This is a genomic window from Rhodoplanes sp. (assembly GCF_013377085.1).
Lineage (GTDB): Bacteria > Pseudomonadota > Alphaproteobacteria > Rhizobiales > Xanthobacteraceae > Rhodoplanes.
The window spans coordinates 19,790-40,062 of the sequence record NZ_JACAAX010000025.1 but is presented as its reverse complement, the minus strand read 5'-3'; the positions used below and the strand labels follow the sequence as shown (position 1 = coordinate 40,062).

Annotated in this window: 20 protein-coding genes; 7 read left to right on the top strand and 13 right to left on the bottom strand. The window is 69.9% G+C overall.

Annotation, left to right across the window (positions count from 1 at the left end):
• Window positions 1-57: 57 nt before the first annotated feature.
• Window positions 58-2,787, bottom strand: coding sequence for a DUF2339 domain-containing protein (locus tag HXX10_RS17530; protein ID WP_296524084.1), 2,730 nt, complete (start codon window positions 2,785-2,787; stop codon window positions 58-60).
• A gap of 132 nt (window positions 2,788-2,919) precedes the next feature.
• Here HXX10_RS17530 and HXX10_RS17525 point away from each other — a divergent pair, with 132 nt between their 5' ends.
• Entirely contained in the window at window positions 2,920-3,384 is a 465-nt protein-coding gene (locus HXX10_RS17525; protein ID WP_296524083.1) for an SRPBCC family protein, read from the top strand.
• Between the two features lie 26 nt (window positions 3,385-3,410).
• Here the strand turns inward: HXX10_RS17525 and HXX10_RS17520 are convergent, their stop codons facing one another.
• Window positions 3,411-3,596: a hypothetical protein gene (locus tag HXX10_RS17520; RefSeq protein WP_296524082.1), complete on the bottom strand. Its 186-nt coding sequence runs from the start codon at window positions 3,594-3,596 to the stop codon at window positions 3,411-3,413.
• Between the two features lie 210 nt (window positions 3,597-3,806).
• Here HXX10_RS17520 and HXX10_RS17515 point away from each other — a divergent pair, with 210 nt between their 5' ends.
• Window positions 3,807-3,977, top strand: coding sequence for a hypothetical protein (locus tag HXX10_RS17515; protein WP_296524081.1), 171 nt, complete (start codon window positions 3,807-3,809; stop codon window positions 3,975-3,977).
• A gap of 12 nt (window positions 3,978-3,989) precedes the next feature.
• On the opposite strand, the gene HXX10_RS17510 is transcribed toward HXX10_RS17515, so the two are convergent.
• Window positions 3,990-4,577: a nucleoside deaminase gene (locus tag HXX10_RS17510; RefSeq protein ID WP_296524080.1), complete on the bottom strand. Its 588-nt coding sequence runs from the start codon at window positions 4,575-4,577 to the stop codon at window positions 3,990-3,992.
• A gap of 106 nt (window positions 4,578-4,683) precedes the next feature.
• Window positions 4,684-4,905 (bottom strand): hypothetical protein, encoded by a 222-nt coding sequence (locus tag HXX10_RS17505; RefSeq protein WP_367141996.1) that lies wholly within the window; start codon window positions 4,903-4,905, stop codon window positions 4,684-4,686.
• A gap of 380 nt (window positions 4,906-5,285) precedes the next feature.
• On the opposite strand from HXX10_RS17505, the gene HXX10_RS17500 reads away from it, so the two are divergent.
• From HXX10_RS17500 to HXX10_RS17490, 3 genes are all read left to right on the top strand, one after another.
• Window positions 5,286-5,612 carry an ATPase inhibitor subunit zeta gene (locus HXX10_RS17500; RefSeq protein WP_296524078.1) on the top strand — a complete coding sequence of 109 codons (327 nt, stop codon included), beginning with the start codon at window positions 5,286-5,288 and terminating at the stop codon, window positions 5,610-5,612.
• Between the two features lie 99 nt (window positions 5,613-5,711).
• On the top strand, window positions 5,712-6,299 hold the full coding sequence (locus HXX10_RS17495) for a glutathione peroxidase (protein ID WP_296524077.1): 588 nt from the start codon (window positions 5,712-5,714) through the stop codon (window positions 6,297-6,299).
• A gap of 1,249 nt (window positions 6,300-7,548) precedes the next feature.
• Complete coding sequence (locus tag HXX10_RS17490) at window positions 7,549-8,406, top strand: universal stress protein (protein WP_296524076.1); 858 nt, start codon at window positions 7,549-7,551, stop codon at window positions 8,404-8,406.
• Window positions 8,407-8,551: 145 nt separating this feature from the next.
• Here HXX10_RS17490 and HXX10_RS17485 read toward each other — a convergent pair whose 3' ends face one another.
• The 6 genes from HXX10_RS17485 to HXX10_RS17460 all read right to left on the bottom strand — a co-directional run bounded on the left by HXX10_RS17485 (window position 8,552) and on the right by HXX10_RS17460 (window position 13,900).
• Window positions 8,552-9,793 (bottom strand): lipid A biosynthesis lauroyl acyltransferase, encoded by a 1,242-nt coding sequence (locus tag HXX10_RS17485; protein ID WP_296524075.1) that lies wholly within the window; start codon window positions 9,791-9,793, stop codon window positions 8,552-8,554.
• Between the two features lie 51 nt (window positions 9,794-9,844).
• Window positions 9,845-10,612: a MerR family transcriptional regulator gene (locus HXX10_RS17480; protein WP_296524074.1), complete on the bottom strand. Its 768-nt coding sequence runs from the start codon at window positions 10,610-10,612 to the stop codon at window positions 9,845-9,847.
• A gap of 25 nt (window positions 10,613-10,637) precedes the next feature.
• On the bottom strand, window positions 10,638-10,943 hold the full coding sequence (locus tag HXX10_RS17475) for an integration host factor subunit alpha (protein ID WP_296524073.1): 306 nt from the start codon (window positions 10,941-10,943) through the stop codon (window positions 10,638-10,640).
• Window positions 10,944-11,167: 224 nt separating this feature from the next.
• A complete protein-coding gene (locus HXX10_RS17470) occupies window positions 11,168-12,145 on the bottom strand; it encodes a beta-ketoacyl-ACP synthase III (protein ID WP_296524072.1) in 978 nt (325 codons plus the stop codon).
• Entirely contained in the window at window positions 12,142-13,191 is a 1,050-nt protein-coding gene (plsX, locus tag HXX10_RS17465) for a phosphate acyltransferase PlsX (protein ID WP_296524071.1), read from the bottom strand. The genes HXX10_RS17470 and plsX overlap by 4 nt, the downstream gene beginning before the upstream one ends.
• Window positions 13,192-13,348: 157 nt before the next feature.
• A complete protein-coding gene (locus HXX10_RS17460; RefSeq protein ID WP_296524070.1) occupies window positions 13,349-13,900 on the bottom strand; it encodes a DUF177 domain-containing protein in 552 nt (183 codons plus the stop codon).
• A 366-nt stretch (window positions 13,901-14,266) separates the two neighbouring features.
• Here HXX10_RS17460 and HXX10_RS17455 point away from each other — a divergent pair, with 366 nt between their 5' ends.
• On the top strand, window positions 14,267-14,755 hold the full coding sequence (locus tag HXX10_RS17455) for an outer membrane protein assembly factor BamE (protein ID WP_296524125.1): 489 nt from the start codon (window positions 14,267-14,269) through the stop codon (window positions 14,753-14,755).
• A gap of 228 nt (window positions 14,756-14,983) precedes the next feature.
• On the opposite strand, the gene HXX10_RS17450 is transcribed toward HXX10_RS17455, so the two are convergent.
• Window positions 14,984-15,385, bottom strand: a complete 402-nt coding sequence (locus HXX10_RS17450; protein WP_296524069.1) for a tautomerase family protein — start codon at window positions 15,383-15,385, stop codon at window positions 14,984-14,986.
• A gap of 100 nt (window positions 15,386-15,485) precedes the next feature.
• Between HXX10_RS17450 and HXX10_RS17445 the strand changes: the two genes are divergently transcribed.
• The gene (locus HXX10_RS17445; RefSeq protein ID WP_296524068.1) at window positions 15,486-16,343 is read left to right on the top strand and encodes a LysR family transcriptional regulator; all 858 of its coding nucleotides are present in this window, start codon (window positions 15,486-15,488) and stop codon (window positions 16,341-16,343) included.
• A 192-nt stretch (window positions 16,344-16,535) separates the two neighbouring features.
• Here the strand turns inward: HXX10_RS17445 and HXX10_RS17440 are convergent, their stop codons facing one another.
• Both HXX10_RS17440 and HXX10_RS17435 read right to left on the bottom strand, forming a co-directional pair.
• Window positions 16,536-18,656 carry a sodium-translocating pyrophosphatase gene (locus HXX10_RS17440; protein ID WP_296524067.1) on the bottom strand — a complete coding sequence of 707 codons (2,121 nt, stop codon included), beginning with the start codon at window positions 18,654-18,656 and terminating at the stop codon, window positions 16,536-16,538.
• A gap of 166 nt (window positions 18,657-18,822) precedes the next feature.
• On the bottom strand, window positions 18,823-20,055 hold the full coding sequence (locus HXX10_RS17435; protein WP_296524066.1) for an MFS transporter: 1,233 nt from the start codon (window positions 20,053-20,055) through the stop codon (window positions 18,823-18,825).
• Between the last annotated feature and the right edge of the window lie 218 nt (window positions 20,056-20,273).

Genomic DNA, 20,273 nt, shown 5'->3' with positions numbered 1-20,273 from the left:
CGCACCCTCGGCCGGAGCGACGCGCGTCCCCGATCGTAGGGCGCCTAGTGCGAGGCCTCAAGGTGCCGCCGACATGCCTCCGGGCGCCGGCGCCGCCGGCGGTCGCGCCGGCCGTCGCGGGAACAGCAGGCGCTGGTAGAGGAGCCCGATGCCGACCAGCACCAGCCCCAGCCCGATGAACGACAGCGCCCGGAAAATGCCGGTGAGGCCGGCCATGTCGTAGAGAAACACTTTTGCGATCGTCAGCGTGACGACGGCGGCGGAGGCGAGCCGCGCCGGCTGCGAGCGCAACAGAATCCCGGCGAGCAGCAGCACCACGCCGAAGGCGAGCCACGCGGCCGAATAGGTGTACTGCTCGACATCCGTGGTCGGCCCGACGGTCAGCACGGCGCCGTGATAGGCCCGCCTGATTTCCAGGCTGAGCCACAGGAGCGACAACCCGACCGCGGCCGTGGCGGCGACGGCCCGGTAGGCCATCGGCCGCGTGTCGCGCGCGACCAGCGCCAGCACGGTGGCGAGCACGGCCGGCAGTCCGTAGCCGAGCAGCACAAGGTTGACCACCGGGCCGCCGACCGCGTCGCCCGTCACCACCGGATTGACGAGCAGCACGAGGCCGACCGCGATGCCGGCGAGCGCCAGCACCGCCATCACCACGGCACCGACATTGTGGACGATCGAGCCGGTCCGCAGCCGCACCCGCTCGAGTCCGATCGCCAGCGCCAGCCAGGCGGAGACCTGCAGGCCGACCTCGGTCAGCGGACTGACCATCCGATAGACGTCGCCGCCCTGGACGGTGTGGCGGATTTCCAGCGACACCAGCAGCACCGTGAACAGGATCGCCAGCGTGTCGACGGTGCGGGCCGAGCCGTCGTCGGCGCGCTTGCGCAACAGATGGCCGCCCGTCCAGAAGGCCAGCGCCGGCACGCCATAACCCCACAGCAGCCAGTTGAAGATCGGCGTCGTGCCGACCGCGTCGCCGACGATGCGCGGCTCCCAGCCGATGCGGGCGAGCACGACCAGGGCGACGCCGGCGGCGAGATACCGCAGCGCCGGCAGCGGCCGGTGCCGCTCGACGAAGGCGATGCCCGCCACCGTCAAGGCGAGCGCGATCGTCAGAAAGCCCTTCTCCAGCGCCATGGTGAGGGCGAGCGCCAGCGCCGCGACGGCGCCGACGGCGAAGATGGCCTGTCCGGCACCGAGACCCGGGCGCGACGGCCGCCGGCCGAGCGTCTCGGTCGCGACGGCGAACAGCGCGGCGAGCAGCAGGGCAAGGCCGGCGAACGGGATCGAGCGGTCGAAGCCGGCGATCCGCCAATACAGCGCGATCAGCACCGCGACCGGGGTCGCGATGGCGCACCACGCCCACACCTGCGGCACCACGGACCGCTCCGATCGTCCTTGCGCGAAGAAGCCGACGAGGCCGAACAGCGCCGCGAAGCCGAAGCCGGCCAGGAGATGCAGCGTGAAGGAGGCGCGCTCCGGCTCCGGCACCACGCCGGCGACCGGGCCGGCCGGCGCGATCAGACTGTCGAGCCGCGTCTCGGTCGCCCATTCGGCCATCACCAGCACGGCGAGACCGGCCGCCACCGGCACGGCGGCGAGCGCCGCCGGCGATCTTTGCGCGATCCCCACCGTGGCGAGGACCAGCAGCACGAAGCCGGTCAGCGCGACCGAGTCGTGGCCGCTCACCGTGGTCAGCAGCGCCGCCGGCACCAGCCAGGCGGCGAGCGCCAGCGACGAGATCTCGTCGATCGTGTCGGGCGTGGCGGCGGGCCCGAACAACAGGCCGGCGACGATCATGGCGGCGGCGAGCGCGAAGCCGATCACGACATAGACGGTGTGGGGCAGCGCCGTCGCGACTGCCGCCTCGGCGATCCCGGGCAGCGTCCACAAGGTGGCGAAGCACAGCGCCGTGACGGCGAGCCAGCGCCACAGTTTTGCGCGCGCCAGCGCGAACGCCGCCGCTGTGACGACGATCAAATAAAGATAAAGCGCCCAAAAACTCGGCTCCTCGGTCGAGACCAGCACGGGCGTCACATAGGCGCCGACCAGACCAAGTCCGGCGAGCGCCGGCCCGTGCAGCAGCGCGGCCGCGAGCGTCGCCAGCGCGACGATGCCGAGCAGCAGGAAGGCCAGCGGTGGCGCCAGGAAGCCGTACAGCGCATAGGCCGCATAGACGGTCGCGTAGGCGACCGTGGTGCCGGCGGCCGTGAGGATGCTCGGGATGTGGGCGGCACCGATCTGGCCGATCCCGCTGCGCAGCTCGTTGCGCCGCGTCCATTCGCCGGCGGCGATCAGCGCGATCGCGAGCAGCGCGCCGAGCATCACCCGCACGCCGGGGCCGATCAGGCCCTGCTCGATCGAGTAGCGCACCAGAAAGATGCCGCCGAGCGCCAGCGCGACACCGCCGACCCAGACCACCCATTGAGTGCCGAAGCGCTCCTCGAAGCCGCGCGCCGGAACCGGCTCGGGCGCCGCCTCGGGCGGGACCAAAGGCGGCGGGGCCTCCGGTATCGCTTCCGACGCGGCCGGCTGGATCGCCCCGACGGAGATCGGTTCCGCAACCGGCTCGGGCGGAGCCGCCGCCTCCGGCGCCCGCTGCGGGGCGGACTCGGGCGACGGCATCGCGGCGTCGCCCGCCGCGATCACGCGAGGGCCCGCGTCGCGCAGCGCCGCGACCTGCTGTTCGAGCCCGATCAGCCGGGCGCGCAGCGCGGCGATGCGGCGCCGCTCGCCCCAGGCGAGGATGATCGCCGCGACGGCGGCCAGCAGCGCCAGGAATTCCATCTTCGCCCCCTAAGTCCCGGCGCGCATGCGGACGCCGATCCGGTGATCACGTTTGCCGATCGCACACCCGCTCGGGTGCCGTGATTCGCCGGGCGCCCTCGCCCGGCCGCAATTGTCGGGGATCGCTCGATCATGTCGAGCGCCGACTTCCGCCTGGTCAGCGATTGGAACCTCGCCGCCCCGCCCGAGCTCGTGTGGGAGGCGCTGATGCGTCCGGCCGAGTGGCCGACATGGTGGCCCGCCGTCACCCGCGCCGAGGTGATCGCGGCGGGCGATCCGAGCGGTGTCGGCTCGTGCCTGCAGTTCGAATGGAAGACGGCCCTGCCCTACAGGCTCGCGTTCGAGGTCCTCACCACCCGGGTCGAGCCTCTCGCGCTGATCGAGGGCGAGGCGCGCGGCGCGCTCGTCGGCACCGGCCGCTGGCTGCTGACGCCGACGAGGTCCGGCACCCGTTTGCGCTACGACTGGACCGTCAGGGTCACGGCACCCGGCCTGCGCCTCGTCGCCCCGATCGCGCGAAAAGCCTTCGTGTGGAACCACGGCATCGTGATGCGGCAGGGCGAGGCCGGCCTCGCCCGCTGGCTCGCCCGACGCTGAACGCGCGCGTCGCGTCACACTTGCGCTCATCCGCCGGCCCGCACCGGGCGCTCGCAGGCCGCCGGCGCGCCGATCGTGGCCGACGCGGCGAACGCGCCGGCGAAGCGATCCGACCGTCCGCGCTGACCGGCGGCCCAGCCGCTCCAGGCGAGCCCGCACAGCACGAGCGCAATCCCGGCGAGGGCAAAGGTGGTGCGTTCGAGGGCAGACATCGGGGGGTCCTGGCGACTTCGGCTCGTGCGTATTGGTGCCGCCGCACCGGGAGGCCGTTCGAGCCGAAAGCGCAGAACGGACGCCCCGAGGCTCCGCTTCGGCCGGCGTGGTTAGCACCGCGTATTCTGGATTCTTGACGTGGCGCATGGCGCGACGGCCGCGTCCGTGCTGCCGTTTTTCCAGGATCTTCAAGCGAGAAGGAGGCTCCCATGGCCGCCCGCTCGACCCTTCCGCCGCTCCCGGCCGGTCCCGGCCGGACCCTCGCGATCACGCTCGCGATCCTGTTCCTGGCCTGCCTGCTGCTCGGCCTGCTGCTCCCGATCCGCGGCGCCCACGGCATCGCCCTCGGCCCCACCGTGCTGACGTACCGGATCGGCTGAGGAGAGCCCGCTTCAAAACCCCGGAAGGAACGAGCGCAGCGTGCGACGACGCCCGCGGCCGGACGGCGGTGGCGCGCCGTGATGGACCGCGAAGCAACCGCGCATGCGGATGATGCCCCAGACCAGCGGGTTCCAGGCGAACCAGCCGCGCTCGACGTCGCGCGCCAGCACGTCCGGCCGCACGTCGGGCGGCGCGCCGAACACCTCGGGCATCGACCGCGACAGCCCAGGATCGTCGAGGATGTTCCACTTCGAGTGGCCGCCCATCATGGGGGAGCGCAACGCATAGACGACGCGGGCGACCCGCGACTCGCGGATTGCGAAAGCACACATCGCGCAGGGCTCGACCGTGGTGTAGAGCGTGCAGCCGGCGAGGCTGCGCCGGCCGAGCACGCGGCGCGCCTGCGCCATGGCGACGATCTCGGCATGGCGCGTGACGTCCTGGTCGCGGCGCACCGCGTTGGTCGACTCGGCGATGACCTCCTCGTCGCGGCAGATCACGCAGGCGAACGGCAGCTCGCGCCGTCCGCCGCCGGCGCCGAGCGAGATCGCCCGCCGCATCATCCGCTCGTCGACCGCCTCGAGACTCGCCGTGTCCATGCCGTCCGTTCCCCCGCCCCCGAAATAGGTGGGATGCGGGGTTCGAACAAGCCGGACGATGTGTCGACGCGCGGCAGGGTCTCGTCGATCGCCGGTGACGGCGCGACTACTTGTAGCCGGCGGCCTCGAAGACGGTGCGGCAATCCGGGCTCAGCCGGCTGATCCGGGCCGCCAGGCAGGCCGTGATGGCGCGCACGTTCGGGATCTCGCCGGCGCAGAGGCGGAACACGTCGGGCCGGCAGGCCCGCTGCTGGGACGGCGTGCCGCGATACTCGCCCTGGGCGCTCGCCGCCGTCACGCCGCCGACTGCCGCGAGCACGACACCCATCGCCAGCAGCCTCGTCTTTCTCGTCCTCGTCGTCATGGCATGTCCTCCTTGTGCTGCTCCACCCGCGCCGGTGCGCGGCCCGCCTTTCGCCGCGGGGCTCTCCCTCGTCCGCAGACCTGCGACCGAGGGTTGGTGCACGGCCCAGCCGCGGCGGTTCGACGCGCCGGTGCGGTCCAGTCCCAATCGCCCACGATCCCACAGCCCCACCGTGCAAGCAGCCCACGATTCCCGCCCCTATGGACAGGCCGGCCCCAGCCAGTTAGGTAGTTGTACCGATCCGCACCGCCGGTCGGCCCGTCGCCGCTTCGTCGCGACGGCCTCGAACCCGGCGAGGGAGAAGACGCTCGAACGTCCGGACGGCCACACAAAGGAGATGCCGAATGACGACACAGGTCGAAGCCATTGCCCGCCGCGCCACCGCCCGTCACTGGTGCCCCGAGGCCGACACCCGCGACAGCATCGTGGCGCGCCGCAATGCGCTCGCCGGGCTGTGGGCCGGGCGTCTCATGCACCTGCGCGACGACACGCTGACGATCTACGCCGCCGAGGTGCACGCCACCGGCACCGTGTGCGGCAGCGACGCGATCGTGCACAAGCTCTGGTACGATCTCAACCGCGCCGGCGTGCCGACGTCGCGCACCACCATCAGCGAGAAGATCGGCGACCTGCATCACGACGCCGTCGGCCAGCTCGGCGCGACCGACTGAACGCCGGCGACGCCGCGGCCGGCTTCGGCGGCGCCTTGTCGCTTCCGAGGCTGCGGACGACCGAGCCTTCGGACGACCGAGCCTTCGGAGGAGAAGCCGATGTCCATCGATCGTCGTCGCGTGCTCGCCGGGGCGGCTGCGCTGGCCGCGCCGGCGGTGGCGGCATCGATCGTCGGAGCGGCGGCCGTCGCGCAGGCGGCCGACAGCAGCCGCGCCAACACCTGGGTGCACGCCTTCGCGCGCCCGAACGGCGAGGACATCCGGCTGATCGCCCATGCGGGCAAGCCGATCCTGATCGTCAACACCGCCTCGCTGTGCGGTTACACGCCGCAATATTCCGGCCTCGAGGCGCTGTGGACGCGCTACGGGCCGCGCGGCCTTCTGGTGATCGGCGTCCCCAGCGACGACTTCGGCAGCCAGGAGCCGGGCGATGCGGCGAGCATCGACCACACGACGCACCGCTACGGCGTGACGTTTCCGATCGGCACCAAGACGGCGGTGCGCGGCCCCGACGCCCATCCGTTCTACCGTTGGGCCGCGATCGAACGGCCGCGCGATACGCCGCGCTGGAACTTTCACAAATATCTGATCGACCGCGACGGCCGCATCGCCGCCGCCTTCGCCTCCGCGGTCGAGCCGACCGATCCACGCATCGTCTCGAGCATCGCGCCGATGCTGACGGCGTGAGATCGCGAGCCGCGCGCTTGCGAGACACGAGCTTGCGGCGCGCATGTTAGCTGGCCGTGACGTCGAGCCGGCGCCGGCGTGCTGCACCGCCACAGCCGCGCCGTGCGCGACATCGACGGAAGACCGCAACAAGAAATTCACCGCGCGATTCGTGACCGCTTGACAAAGCATGACAACAGCGCGACCATCTAATCGTCAGCTTCGACGCGGGTTTGGTGATCCACTGATCCGACGATCCGGGGAAGCAGACAATGAGCCGGGCCACCAGAACACTGATCCGTCAGACACTGGACGACCGGCGCGGAGAGCAGGAGGTGAAATGCCACCGGGCTCGCAAGGCCGCGAAAATCGCTCCGGCCATCGTTGGGGCCTCAGCGTAGCGGCTTCCCCCACAACGGATAAGTCGGAAGCGGTCTCATAGGGCTGCATCAGTGAGGCAAAGCCCAACCTCGACCGCTTCCGCCTTTCTCTGATTTCGATATGTCTGATGTATGAGCGCTCATGCGAAAGCATCGAGCGTTTTTTGTTGTCTGCTGCGCAGCCGATCTGATGCAGCCGATCTGATCACGACACGAGCTGATCACGACCGATCCGACGACGGCGAGAACTGATTGCCTAACGAACTGGTTTCATCACGAACTGATCGCCTCGCGAACCGATCGCCTCGCGAACTGATACCCGCGGGATCTGATACCAGCCTTCATTTGCGCCAACTCACCTCCCTGCTCATGGCAACGCTCGTCCCGGCCATGACGGGTCGGAGGTTCTGGAACTTGGTATGATAATGACTTTCGCCGTCAACGGCATGATCACGGCGTGACGTGATCACGACCACGCACCGCCACGGCGCGTCCGAACCGGATCGTCCGATCACCTCTCTTCGGCGCCGTCGTCCGGCTCGCCCGCTAGGCGCCGCGAGGGGTGCCGCGCGCCGGCTCATCGCTCGTCATCGCCTGCGCCGGCTCCCGATCCGCTCGCGCTGGTTGACGGGCGCCGCGCGCCCCTCCGCCAGCGCGTGAGGGGGCCCCGCCACCCACCATCACGCCGGCGAATGGCCCATCGGACCCGCGCCCCTATCCCCCCTGCGGCCGAGCGCCCCGGCCCGCAACCGCTGCGGCATGCTCGACAGGCACCCGCGTTCCGGCCTATTCGTGTCGCGCATCGATCGCGCGGAACGGACGATCGGTACCTCACCGAACGCGATGGCAGGCCCACGCGTTCGCAACAGGCGCAAAGAGAGCCAGCCGCCATGAAAACACTTCTCGTGCCGACCGAGCCGAACGATTCCATGCGGTCGACCCTGACGACTGCACTCCTGGTGGCCAAGACGTTCGGCAGTCATCTCGAAGGATTTGCCGTGCGGGTGTCGGTGCCGACCGTGGTCGCCATGGACGTCGCGCCCTCCGCCTCGCTCGCCTTCTTCGAGGAGGAGAATGCCGAAGCGGCGCGCCAGTCGCGCGACCTGTTCGAGCAATTCATGCGCGAGAACGCCGTTCCGGCCGCTCCGCCCGCCGGAACGCCGCGTCTGCCCCAGACGGCGCCGAGCTGGGGCTGGCTCGACGACGCCCCCGAGGGCGACAATTTCGTCGGCCATTACGGCCGCATCTTCGACCTGATCGTGATGGGCCGCCCGAGCACCGACCCGCAGGGGCCGCACATGAGCACGTTCGAGGCCGGCCTGTTCGAGAGCGGCCGCCCGGTGCTGCTGGCGCCCTCGAAACCCCCGGCCGCGGTCGGCCGGCACATCCTGGTCGCCTGGAACGGCTCGACCGAGCAGGCCCGCGCCACCGCCTTCGCGATGCCGTTCCTGGCCCGCGCCGAGCATGTCACCATCCTGACGGTCGAGGGTGCCGTGGTGCCGGGCCCGACGGCCGAGCAGCTCGCCGGCAATCTGGCGCTGCACGGCATCAAGCCGAATCTGCTCACCTCCAAGGGCGGCGACAACCGCACCGCCGGACCGACCATCCTGGATCATGCCCAGCGGCTCGGCTGCGACCTCATCGTCAAGGGCGCCTACACCCAGAGCCGCCTGCGCCAGATGATCTTCGGCGGCACCACCCGCCACATCCTCACCCACGCCGAGATCCCGGTGTTCACCGCGCACTGATACCGGCCGTCACCTATTCCGACTCGTCATACGCGGGCTCGACCCGCGTATCCATCTCGAGAAAAGACTTCTTTTCCGTAGCTTGATGGATGGCCGGGTCAAGCCCGGCCATGACGATGAAGGCCGAGGACAGCGACGACCGGTGTCACCGCCAGCGGCGGTGCAGCCACAGCCACTGCTCGGGGTGCTGACGTACCCACTCCTCGATCACGCCGGTGATGCGCTGCATGGTGGCGGCAATGTCGACCTGCCCATCGGCCTCGCGCGGCGGCTCGATCGGCCCGACCAGCTCGAAGCGGAAGCGCTCGTCCGGCAGGCGCACCACGCGCGCCCCATAGATCGGGCAGTCGAACATGCGGGCGAAGCGGGCCAGCATCGGATTGACCTTGCAGGTCCGCCCGAAAAACGTGACGTCGATGCCGCGGGCGTAGTGCTGGTCGACCAGCATGCCGACCAGCCGGTTCTGCCGCAGCGCCTCGCGGATGCGCAGCGGCGTGTCGGGCCCGGCCGCGATCACGTGGCTGCCGCCCGCCTCGCGGGCCCGGATCATCTCGCGCACGAAGGGGCCGATGCGCGGCGCCCGAAACACCACCGAGATGTCGCGCCCGATGGTGCCGGCACCGAGCGGCACCACCTCCCAGTTGGCGAGATGGCCGGTGAACATCAGGGCCGGCCGCGGATCATCGCGCAGCCGCAGCAGGGTCGCTCGCGTCGCCGCGTCGACCTCGATGCGGCCGCCCGGCCGCGGGTCGCGCCAGTCGTAGTCCCACAGCCGGTCGAGATGGGCGTATTCGATGAACAGCCGGCCGAAATTGTCCCACATGCCGTCGAGCGTCGTGGCGCGCTCGGCCGCGGTCATGTCCGGGAACACCATGGCGAGCTGCTCGCCGGCCACGCGGTGTCCCTTCAGGCGCGGCCCGACCTTGCGCAGGAGCCAGCCGGCCGCCGCCGCCGTGCGGCCGAGATCGAGCCGCCGCAGCAGCCGCAGGACGCCGACGCCGGCAAGGCCGACGCCGGTCTCGAGCTTTTCCAACAGGCTCTTATGCTCGCGGTGCGGCAGGCCGGGCCGCAACGCATCGAGCCGCGTCGTCACCGCGTGGATGAAGGGCAGATAGGCGGCCGAGCGATTCTCGACGGAAAACAGCCCGGTCCGATGCGCCGCGCCGAGCTTGAGGCGGCCACCGTCGCGCCCGTACAGCACGCAGGCCCAGTAGGAGGCCGAGGAGCCCGGGATGCGCTCGAGATAGATTTTCACCGCCACGACGTCCGCGAAGGCGAGCGCCCGCGGCCGGCCGCCCTCGGTCCAGGCCAGCCCCTCGGGCTCCAGACGGAAAACTCTCTCGGACGTGAAGGGATGCGCGCGATACGCGTAGGTCGGATCGGTCATGCTGGATCGGTCGGGCCCCGCCCCGCCGTCGGGCGTTTGGGCCGGTCCCTTTTAGGGCGCCGGCCCGGTCTCCGCCAGCGCGCCGGCCAGGCGGCCGCGGCAGGCTTCGAGATTGGCCAGCACGGCGGCGAGCCGTTCGCGGTCGGCCGCCGACAGGCCGGGCGGCGCGGTCGCAACGGCATCGGCGGTTCTGTCGCGCGCCGGCACGGCTTCGCCCGCGGCGGCGGGATCGCCCGCGGCAGCGGGATCGACAACGGGCTCGCGCACGGCCGCACCCGATGCGGCTCCGTGGGATGCGGCGCCGGCGGATGCCGCCGCGAGCGGCGCCGCCCGCCGCGGTCCAGAGGCTGAACCATGTGCCGGACCGAAGGATGGCTCGCGCCGCCCATAGGGGTCGGCATCGAGCTCCGGCTTCGCCTCGCCCCCGGCCGACAAATCCGAATCGCACTCCACCGCGTCGTCGAGATCGGCGGCCGCCGCGATCTCCTCGACGGCGCCCTCGGTCTCGGTGCCGTCGATCTCCGGGATGCGCTCGGGCTGCGGCGCGCCCTCCTGCCAGACGGTCTGCACGAAGCGGCCGCCCTGCTCGCGCAGGATGCGTTGGACGCCGCGAATCGTGTAGCCCTCGCCGTAGAGAAGATGGCGGATGCCGCGCAGCAGGTCGACGTCGTCGGGACGATAATAGCGCCTACCGCCGCCGCGCTTCATCGGGCGGACCTGCGGAAACCGGCTCTCCCAAAATCGCAGAACATGCTGCGGAAGCGCGAGATCCTCCGCCACCTCGCTGATGGTGCGGAACGCTTCGGGCGCCTTGTTCACGGCCGTTCCTCCGCCGCGCGCGCCGTCACGCCTCGGCGCCGTCCGCGTTGATCCGCTGCTTGAGAATGGCCGACGGCTTGAACACCATCACGCGCCGCGGCGAGATCGGCACTTCCTTGCCGGTCTTCGGATTACGTCCGATCCGCTGGCCTTTCTTGCGGACGACGAACGATCCGAACGAGGAGAGCTTCACCGTCTCGCCCCGCTCGAGGCAATCGGTGATCTCCTTGAGCACCAGCTCGACCAATGCGGCCGATTCGGTGCGGGAAAGCCCCAACCTCTGGTAAACGGCCTCGCAAAGGTCCGCCCGAGTTACTGTCTTCGCGCTCATCGTGGCCCCAGCGCCTACCCATAGACTTTTATATGTTACTGAATTTACAACGATATGAGCTTCGGCGCCCGGGGTCAACGGGGCGACAGAAGATTTGAACGGTCATTTCGATGACGGTGGAGGATGTTGCGGCGGCGCGGCACCGGTTCGCCGTCGAGTCGAGCGACCACGCACGACGGCGTCGGCGTGCCTCGCCACTGCAGGACCAGGACCGAACCGTCGGGTCACCAGCGGATCAGCGCGGCGCCCCAGGTGAAGCCGCCGCCCATCGCCTCGATCATCACCAGATCGCCCTGCTTGATGCGGCCGTCGGTGACGGCGGTGTGCAGGGCGAGCGGAATCGAGGCCGCCGAGGTGTTGCCGTGGCGGTCGACCGTGGAGACGATCTTGTCGCGCGACACCCCGAGCCTGTGGGCGCAGCCGTCGATAATCCGCTGATTGGCCTGGTGCGGCACGAACCAGTCGATGTCGGTCGCCTTGGTGCCGGTCTCGGCCAGCACGTCCTCGACCGCGCCCGTGATCATCGTCACGGCGTGGCGGAAGACCTCCTTGCCCTCCATGCGCAGATAGCCGGCCGTGCCGGTGGTCGACGGGCCGCCGTCGACATAGAGCTTGCTCTTGTGGCGCCCGTCCGAGCGCATCTTGGCGCCGAGCACGCCGCGGTCCGCCAGGGTGCCGGCCTGCGGGGCGGCCTCGAGCACCACGGCCCCGGCCCCGTCGCCGAAGATCACGCAGGTGGTGCGGTCCTTCCAGTCGAGGATGCGGGTGAAGGTCTCCGAGCCGATCACCAGCGCGCGCTTGAATCCACCCGTGCGCAGCAGGCTGTCGGCCGTGGCGATCGCGAACACGAAGCCCGAGCACACCGCCTGCAAGTCGAAGGCGGCGCCCTGGGTGATGCCGAGCTGGGCCTGAACCGTCACGGCGCTGGCCGGAAAAGTGTGGTCCGGCGTCGCGGTCGCCAGAATGATCAGGTCGATCGCCTGCGGCTCGAGGCCGGCGGCGGCGAGCGCGTCGCGCGCGGCATGGACGGCGAGATCCGAGGTGAACTCGCCGTCGGCTGCGATATGGCGCTCGCGGATGCCGGTGCGCTGCACGATCCAGTCGTCGCTGGTGTCGACCATGCCGGCCAGCTCGGCATTGGTGAGCGTGCGGGCCGGCAGATAGCTGCCGCAGCCGAGAACGATCGAACGGGTGATACTCACGAAGCCACCTCTCCGGCCACCGCGGTGGGGGCCGTCTGCCCGAGCGTCCTGCGGATCTTCCCCAGCAGCTCGTAGCGCGCCATGTCGTAGCCGAGGTCGACGGCCGCCGCGAACCCTTCCGCGTCGGTGCCGCCGTGGCTCTTGATCACCACGCCGTTGAGGCCGAGGAAGACGCCGCCATTGACCTTGCGCGGGTCCATTTTGTCCCTGAGGGTCTTGAAGGCTTGTCGCGCGAAGAGGTAACCGATCTTGGCCGCGAGGGTGCGGCTCATCGCGCTCTTGAGATACGAGGCAAGCTGTTTAGCCGTCCCCTCGGCGGTCTTCAAGGCGATGTTGCCGGTGAATCCTTCGGTGACGACCACGTCCACGGTTCCGCGGCCGATGTCGTCGCCCTCGACGAACCCCTTGAAGTCCATGTGGCTGCAGGCGGTCTCGCGCAGCACCTGGCTGGCGCCGCGGATCTCCTCGAGCCCCTTGACCTCCTCGACGCCGACATTGAGCAGCCCGACGGTCGGACGCTCGAGGTCGAACACCACGCTCGCCATGGCGCTGCCCATGATGGCGAGCTGCACGAGGTGCTGCACGTCGGCCCCGATCGAGGCGCCGACGTCGAGCACGATCGATTCGCCCCGCGTGGTCGGCCACAGGCAGGCGATCGCCGGCCGCGACACCCCGGGCATCATCCGCAGGTGGAACTTCGACATCGCCATCAGGGCGCCGGTGTTGCCGGCCGAGACGGTGACGTGCGCCTCGCCCTTCTTCACGGCGTCGATGGCGAGCCACATGGACGACCGCCAGCGGCCATGGCGCAGCGCCTGGCTCGGCTTCTCGTCCATCTTGACGGCGACATCGGTGTGGACGACGCGCGACGCCGCCTTCAGCGCCGGCCGGCTGTCGAGCAATGGCCCGATCACGGCCTGGTCGCCGACCAGGATGAAGCTGGTATCCGGATGCCGGCTCAGGGAGATATCGGCGCCCGCGATCACCACCGCGGCTCCGTGGTCCCCCCCCATGGCGTCCAGCGCGATGCAAACCTTCTGAGACATGAACCGACGTTGGCGGGCGGCGCGAAACCGCGCCTTTAGACCGGCCGACGCGGACCAGTCGCTGGGTTACGGAGGCGGCGACAATACCTCGTCCGCGCCCTGTGACAATCGCTTAAATCACCGATGCGCCGTGTATGCTGCGACATGCCTCGGCGGACTAGTCGCCGGGTCCACCGCTGGCTCCACCGCCTTGTCCCCCCTTGGCTTTGAGGGCCGCGAGTGCGGCGAACGGCCCCGGTTCCGGCTGTCCGGCGTCGGGGGCCTCGAACACGACGCCCTGCTTGCGCGGATAGGGATCGACGCCGAGCAGCACGAACTCGGTGGCGATGGCGCCGAGATCGACGACCCCGTTGACGAGCGGCTCGGGCGGGTCGGCGGCCTCGGGATCGCGCGGCGGACCGGCCTCCTCGGCCGGTGCGTCCGGGCTGAAGACGAGGTCGACCGGCTCGGCGATCTCGCTCTCCATCGGCTCCAGCGTGACGACGCAGGTCTGGCCGGCCGTCGCCGTCACGGTGCCGGTCACATGCAGGCCGCGGCCCTGCCGGGCGAGATCGAACGACGCCTCGAAGCGCGGCAGGCCGGTGAGGCCGCCGAGCCGCGCCACCGCCTCGCGCACGCCCGCATCGGCCGACAAGGTCTTGGTGAGGCCCCCCTCCGGAACCTCCTCGATTCGCACCGGCACGCTCCAGGGTCGATCCGGCTTCGACATGGCCAACACTCCTTTTACAGGCGCCTCTCACCACATACAGCGCGATTCGCACGACCACCGAGGCGACGACCGCGCGGCCGGCCGGGCCGCCACGGCATCTGCGATATGGGCCCGAAGCGCTTGATATGCCACGATCGCGCCATAGAGCGCGACAATGGTGCGATGCGTGGCGGGACTCCGCCGGCGGGAACGCCGGCCGATGAGTTTTGCGCGGGGCGCTCGGGGCGCGTCTCATGCTGGTCGCCGTGCACTTGTGTTCTGTGCGTCTGCGCCAGATTGTGTTCTGAGCGCCTGCGCGCTACGCCCGGGGGCGGGCCGAAGGGGGACGTCGTGGGTCAGACCATCAGCCAGCGGACCGGCAAGATTTTGCGCGCCGTCGCGTCGCGGGCCTTCGGCCCGCGTGCTCTCGTCTCCCGCGCTCTCGTCTCGCGCGCCAGGACGGCGCGCGCCGCGGCGGCCGTGCTCGCGCTCGGGTTGCTGCTCGGCGGCTGCCTCACCCAGACCTATCAGCGCGGCTATATCGTGCCCGAGGGTGCGCTCGAGCAGATCCCGCTCGGCGCCTCTCAGGAGCAGGTGCTGATCGTGCTCGGCACCCCCTCGACGGTCGCCACCGTTTCGGGCGAGGTGTTCTATTACATCTCGCAGCGCGCCGAGCAGACCTCGTTCCTGCCCCAGAAGGAGGTCGACCGGCGCGTCATCGCGGTCTATTTCGACCGCAACCGCAAGGTCGAGCGCCTCGCCAATTACGGCATCAAGGACGGCCGCATCTTCGACTTCGTCAGCCGCACCACCCCGGCGGCCGGCCAGGAGCTGAACTACATCGCCTACATGTTCAAGGCGTTGAAGTGGTTCTGAGCCAACGCTGAACTCACCCTCGGTTTGCCTCGACCGGGCCTTCCCTGGTCATGCCCGGGCTTGGCCGGCCACCCACGGTCTCAGGTCTTGCCTTCGATCGGCGTCAAAAACGCGGATGGCCGCGACGAGCGCGGCCATGACGTGGGCTTGAAACCCGTATAAATCCATTATTCGTCAGACCTTTGTCCGCAAGACCTCGTCAATCGCTCAAGCGGTGGCCGCGCCCGTTCACGCCTCCTGTGGGGCCGGCTTGGCGTACTGGGCGTCGCCGTAGCCGAAAGACCAGTTCTCCGCCGCCACCTCGACCAAGTTGATGAAGACGTCCTCGGGCCGCACGCCGGGGTTCTCGCCGAGGCGCTCGACGATTCGCCGGAACAGCGCCTGCTTCTGGGCGAACGTGCGGGTGTTGCTGACCGTGAGCTGGATGATGACGAGGTCGTCGCTGCGGTGAATGCCGAAATAGTCGGGGCCGTAGTCGAAGTCGTCGGCGTCGTGCTCGCTCACGAGCATGAAGCGGTCGCCCTCCGGCACCGTGAAGGTTTCGTGCATGGCGGCGTAGAGGCCGTCCAGGATGGCCTTGCGATAGGCGGCGGGCTTGCCTCGACGGAGGGACACGCGGGTCAGCGGCATGGTGTTGTCTCGCTCTCTGGTTGACGGATGCCGAAACGCTATCGCCTGCACCATGATTTTGGAATACAATGTAAGAAGATTCCTGAGATAACGGATTGAAATGATAATCCCTGCCCTGCTCGACGTGGACAGTGTCCGCACCTTCGTGCTGATCGCCGACCTCAAGAGCTTCACCCGCGCGGCCGAGGCGATGGACACGACCCAGTCGGCCGTCAGCCTCAAGCTCAAGCGCCTGGAGGCGCGGCTCGGCCGCCGGCTGATCGAGCGCACGCCGCGGCTGGTGCGGCTGTCGGCCGACGGCCAGGCGTTTCTCGATCCCGCCCGCGAGCTGGTCGCGGCGCACGAGCGCGCCGTCGGCGCCTTCGTGCCGGCGCACCGCCGTCTGGTGGTCGGCATCAGCCATCATGTGGTCGGCGCCGAGCTGCCCCGGCTGCTCCGCCGCCTCGGCGAGACGGCGCCCGGCGTCGTGCTGGAGATGCGGGTCGACTCGTCGCTCGACCTGCTCGCCGAGCTCGACCGCGGCGCCCTCGACGCCGCCGTGGTGCTGCAGCACGACGACGGCCGCCGCGGCGGCGAGCTGCTGCTCACCGATTCGTTCGGCTGGATCGGCGCCCCCGACTTCGTCCGCCGCGACGGCGAGCCGCTGCGCCTCGCCGCCCAGGCGGAGCCGTGCAGCGTGCGGATCATGGCCATCAAGGCGCTGGCGGCGGCCGGCATCCCATGGACCGAGGTGTTCGTCGGCGGCGGAGTTGCGACCATCGGGGCGGCGGTCGCGGCCGGGCTCGCCGTGGCGGCGCTCGCGCGCCGCGTCGCCCCGCCCGGGACGATCGACCTCGGCCCTGCCCTCGGCCTGCCGCCCCTGCCCCGCCGTGACGTCGTGCTGCACGCGGCCGTCACCGACCGCGCCGGCCGCGACGCGCTCCGGGGGCTCGCCGCGGCGTTCCGGGCGACGGCGTAGGGCGATTATACCGGCCGTCACATATTCCCGACTCGTCATACGCGGGCTCGACCCGCGTATCCATCTCGAAAAAAGGCTTGCTTTTCCGCAGGTTGATGGATGGCCGGGTCAAGCCCGGCCATGACAGGAGGAATGAAAAAAAGCCCCGCGGATTGCTCCGCGGGGCTTCGTCGTGTCAGGCTCGTGCGTGCGTCAGTGGGCGAGGATCGCCAGCAGCAGCAGCGCCACGATGTTGGTGATCTTGATCATCGGGTTCACGGCGGGGCCCGCCGTGTCCTTGTAGGGGTCGCCGACGGTGTCGCCCGTCACCGAGGCCTTGTGGGCCTCCGAGCCCTTGCCGCCGTAATGGCCGTCCTCGATGTACTTCTTGGCATTGTCCCAGGCGCCGCCGCCCGACGTCATCGAGATGGCGACGAACAGGCCGGTGACGATCACGCCCAAGAGCATCGCGCCGACCGTCGAGAAGGCCGCCGACTTGCCGGCCGCCCCACCCCCGGCGATCACGTAGATGGCGAAGTAGACGACGATCGGCGACAGCACCGGCAAGAGCGACGGGATCACCATCTCCTTGATGGCGGCCTTGGTCAGCAGGTCGACGGCGCGGCCGTAGTCCGGACGCTCGGTGCCCAGCATGATGCCGGGATGCTCGTGGAACTGGCGGCGCACCTCCTCGACGATCGCCGAGGCGGCCCGGCCGACAGCCATCATGCCCATGGAGCCGAACAGATAGGGCAGCAGTCCGCCGAACAGGAGGCCGACCGTCACGTAGGGGTTGGTCAGCGCGAAGTCGAGCTTGACCCCGGCGAAGTACGGGTGCTGCGCCGGATTGCCGATGAAGTACTTGAGATCCTCGTTGTAGGCGGCGAACAGCACCAGGGCGCCGAGGCCGGCCGAGCCGATCGCGTAGCCCTTGGTGACCGCCTTGGTGGTGTTGCCGACCGCGTCGAGCGCGTCGGTCGACTTGCGCACCTCCTTGGGCAGACCCGCCATCTCGGCGATGCCGCCGGCATTGTCGGTGACCGGGCCGAAGGCGTCGAGGGCGACCACGAAGCCGGCGAGCGACAGCATGGTGGTGACGCCGACCGCGATGCCGAACAGGCCGGCGAGCCCGTAGGTGACCAGGATGCCGGCGATGATCACGATGGTGGGCAGCGCCGTCGCCTCGAGCGAGACGGCGAGGCCCTGGATGATGTTGGTGCCGTGGCCCGTCACCGAAGCCTTGGCGATGGTCTGCACCGGGCGGAAGTCGGTGCCGGTGTAGTACTCGGTGATCCAGATGATCAGGCCGGTGACGACCAGGCCGGCGATGCCGCAGACATAGAGGTGCCAGCCGGAATAGCCGACGCCCGGCAGCGGGCCGAAGCCGATCAGCAGGGCGACGACGCCGGCGATGCCGATCAGCGACAGGACCGCGGTGGCGATGAAGCCCTTGTAGAGCGCCCCCATGATCGACTCGCTGGGGCCGAGCTTCACGAAGAAGGTGCCGATGATCGAGGTGATGATGCACAGGCCGCCGATGCCGAGCGGCAGGATCATCATCGGCAGCAGCAGGGGCGTGCCGGCGAAGAAGATCGCGGCCAGCACCATGGTGGCGACGGTGGTCACCGCATAGGTCTCGAACAGGTCGGCCGCCATGCCGGCGCAGTCGCCGACATTGTCGCCGACATTATCGGCGATGGTGGCCGGGTTGCGCGGATCATCCTCCGGGATACCGGCCTCGACCTTGCCCACCATGTCGCCGCCGACGTCGGCCCCCTTGGTGAAGATGCCGCCGCCGAGACGGGCGAAGATCGAGATCAGCGAGGCGCCGAAGCCGAGCGCCACCAGGGCGTCGACCACGATGCGGTCGTTGGGGGCGAAGCCCATCGTGCCGGTCAGGAAGCCGAAATAGACCGTCACGCCGAGCAGCGCGAGGCCGGCCACCAGCAGGCCCGTGATGGCGCCCGCCTTGAAGGCCATGTCGAGGCCGCCGGCGAGCGAGGTGATCGCCGCCTGGGCGGTGCGGACGTTCGCCCGTACCGAGACGTTCATGCCGATGAAGCCGGCCGCACCCGACAGGATCGCCCCGATGGCGAAGCCGACGGCGACGAACCAGCCGAGGAACACGCCGAGCAGGCCGAAAATGACGACCCCGACGAGGCTGATATAGGTGTACTGCCGCTTGAGATAGGCCTGCGCGCCCTCGCGCACGGCGCCGGCAATCTCCTGCATCCGGGCCGATCCGGCGTCAGCCGCCATGACGGACCGTATCGCCCAGACCGCGTAGACGATCGATAGCGCCCCGCAAAGGACGATGACCCACAAAGCTGTCATTGAAGACCCTCGATTTGTATCATTGGCAGGGAGCCCCGGGCAGGGCGCATGTCGCAGCCGGCTCCCACGCCGGCCGCCCGAAAATCCGCGGGCGGACATTGCCAAAAAGCTTTTTGCGACGCAATCGAAACTGCCGCCTCGGAGGCGAGCCCGCAGAAGTTTGCAATCAGCCGTCGGAGGCGACCCGCAGCCGGCCCGCCACGGCGATCCAGGCGAGCAGCACCACGGTCGCCAGGACGGCGCCGAGCACGACCTCGTTGACCAGCGGCCAGCCGTGCCGGGCCAGCATGGCGCCGGACGAGAAGGAGCCGACCGCCATCGCGCCGAAGACGAAGAAGTCGTTCACGGCCTGGACCTTGTTGCGCTCGGCCGGGGTATGGCAGACGGTCACCAGCGCGGTCGCGCCGACGAAGGCGAAGTTCCAGCCGACCCCGAGCAGGATCAGGGCGGTCCAGAAATGGGCGAGCGAGGTGCCGGCCCAGCCGACCGCGCCGGCCGCCGCCGTGAGCGCGAGGCCGGCCGCGATCACCCGGCCGGTGCCGAAGCGCCCGATCAGCGAGCCGGTGACGAAGCTCGGTGCGTACATGGCCATCACGTGCCACTGCAGGCCCAGCGCCGCGTCGGTCACCGAATGGTTGCACGCCACCATGGCGACCGGCGCCGCCGTCATCATCAGGTTCATGCTGGCGTAGCTGGCGAGCCCGCAGACCACGGCCGTGATCAGGCGCGGCTGGCGGAAGATCACGACCAGCGGCCGTCCGGTGCCGGCACGCCGCGAGGCCTCGGCGGACGGCGGCGGCGGGAAACGCACCAGCAGCAGGACCAGCGCCGCCACCACGGCGACCACGGCCTGGGCCAGGTAGCTCGCCGCGAAGGCGTATTGGGGCAGCATGTCCTTGGTGGCGATGATGAGCTGCGGCCCGAACACCCCGGCCATGACGCCGCCGGCCAGCACCCAGGACACCGCCTTCGGCTTGAACGCGTCGCTCGCCGTGTCGGCCGCGGCGAACCGGTAGGACTGGTGGGCCGCCGCATAGAGGCCGCCCGACAGCGTGCCGACACAGAACAGCGGAAAGGCGGCATAGATCACGGCGGCGCCGCACAAGAGGCCGGCGACGAGGCCGAACAGCGTTCCGACCTCGAAGGCGGCGAGCCGCCCGAACCGCTTGGCGATCGCCCCGACCGGCAGGGTCCCGATCCACAGGCCGAGCACGAAGGTGCTCACCGGCACGGTGGCGAGCGCCGGGTCGGGCGCCAGCATGGTGCCGACCAGGCCGGCCGTGCCGAACACCACGGCCGAATTGGCGCCGGCGAGCGCCTGCGCGGCGGCCAGAACGAAGGCGTTGCGACGCGCCAGCCGGTCGTCTGTCCCGGCGTGCGGCTCGGCGATGGCGGACATGGAGACCCCGGAGCGAAGAAGCGTGAAGACTATTCTCCTCTGGCGGGGCGCGTCAGCATTGATTTTCTACGGAGCAGGCCGGCGGTCCGGTCAGGCGTCCTCGACCAGCGGGCGCAGGGATCGCAGCACGGCCCTGCGCGTTGTCCGACGGCGCATGATGACGTTCCCCGTAGAAACGCGCATCCTGCGCAAAACCGCTTGATTATTGCGCAGATTGC

What these genes read in the sequence shown, in the direction of transcription:
- HXX10_RS17530 (WP_296524084.1), bottom strand. Translation starts at nt 2,787, where the DNA reads ATGGAATTCCTGGCGCTGCTGGCCGCCGTCGCGGCGATCATCCTCGCC.
- HXX10_RS17525 (WP_296524083.1), top strand. Translation starts at nt 2,920, where the DNA reads ATGTCGAGCGCCGACTTCCGCCTGGTCAGCGATTGGAACCTCGCCGCC.
- HXX10_RS17520 (WP_296524082.1), bottom strand. Translation starts at nt 3,596, where the DNA reads ATGTCTGCCCTCGAACGCACCACCTTTGCCCTCGCCGGGATTGCGCTC.
- HXX10_RS17515 (WP_296524081.1), top strand. Translation starts at nt 3,807, where the DNA reads ATGGCCGCCCGCTCGACCCTTCCGCCGCTCCCGGCCGGTCCCGGCCGG.
- HXX10_RS17510 (WP_296524080.1), bottom strand. Translation starts at nt 4,577, where the DNA reads ATGGACACGGCGAGTCTCGAGGCGGTCGACGAGCGGATGATGCGGCGG.
- HXX10_RS17505 (WP_367141996.1), bottom strand. Translation starts at nt 4,905, where the DNA reads ATGGGTGTCGTGCTCGCGGCAGTCGGCGGCGTGACGGCGGCGAGCGCC.
- HXX10_RS17500 (WP_296524078.1), top strand. Translation starts at nt 5,286, where the DNA reads ATGACGACACAGGTCGAAGCCATTGCCCGCCGCGCCACCGCCCGTCAC.
- HXX10_RS17495 (WP_296524077.1), top strand. Translation starts at nt 5,712, where the DNA reads ATGTCCATCGATCGTCGTCGCGTGCTCGCCGGGGCGGCTGCGCTGGCC.
- HXX10_RS17490 (WP_296524076.1), top strand. Translation starts at nt 7,549, where the DNA reads ATGAAAACACTTCTCGTGCCGACCGAGCCGAACGATTCCATGCGGTCG.
- HXX10_RS17485 (WP_296524075.1), bottom strand. Translation starts at nt 9,793, where the DNA reads ATGACCGATCCGACCTACGCGTATCGCGCGCATCCCTTCACGTCCGAG.
- HXX10_RS17475 (WP_296524073.1), bottom strand. Translation starts at nt 10,943, where the DNA reads ATGAGCGCGAAGACAGTAACTCGGGCGGACCTTTGCGAGGCCGTTTAC.
- plsX (WP_296524071.1), bottom strand. Translation starts at nt 13,191, where the DNA reads ATGTCTCAGAAGGTTTGCATCGCGCTGGACGCCATGGGGGGGGACCAC.
- HXX10_RS17460 (WP_296524070.1), bottom strand. Translation starts at nt 13,900, where the DNA reads ATGTCGAAGCCGGATCGACCCTGGAGCGTGCCGGTGCGAATCGAGGAG.
- HXX10_RS17450 (WP_296524069.1), bottom strand. Translation starts at nt 15,385, where the DNA reads ATGCCGCTGACCCGCGTGTCCCTCCGTCGAGGCAAGCCCGCCGCCTAT.
- HXX10_RS17445 (WP_296524068.1), top strand. Translation starts at nt 15,486, where the DNA reads ATGATAATCCCTGCCCTGCTCGACGTGGACAGTGTCCGCACCTTCGTG.
- HXX10_RS17440 (WP_296524067.1), bottom strand. Translation starts at nt 18,656, where the DNA reads ATGACAGCTTTGTGGGTCATCGTCCTTTGCGGGGCGCTATCGATCGTC.
- HXX10_RS17435 (WP_296524066.1), bottom strand. Translation starts at nt 20,055, where the DNA reads ATGTCCGCCATCGCCGAGCCGCACGCCGGGACAGACGACCGGCTGGCG.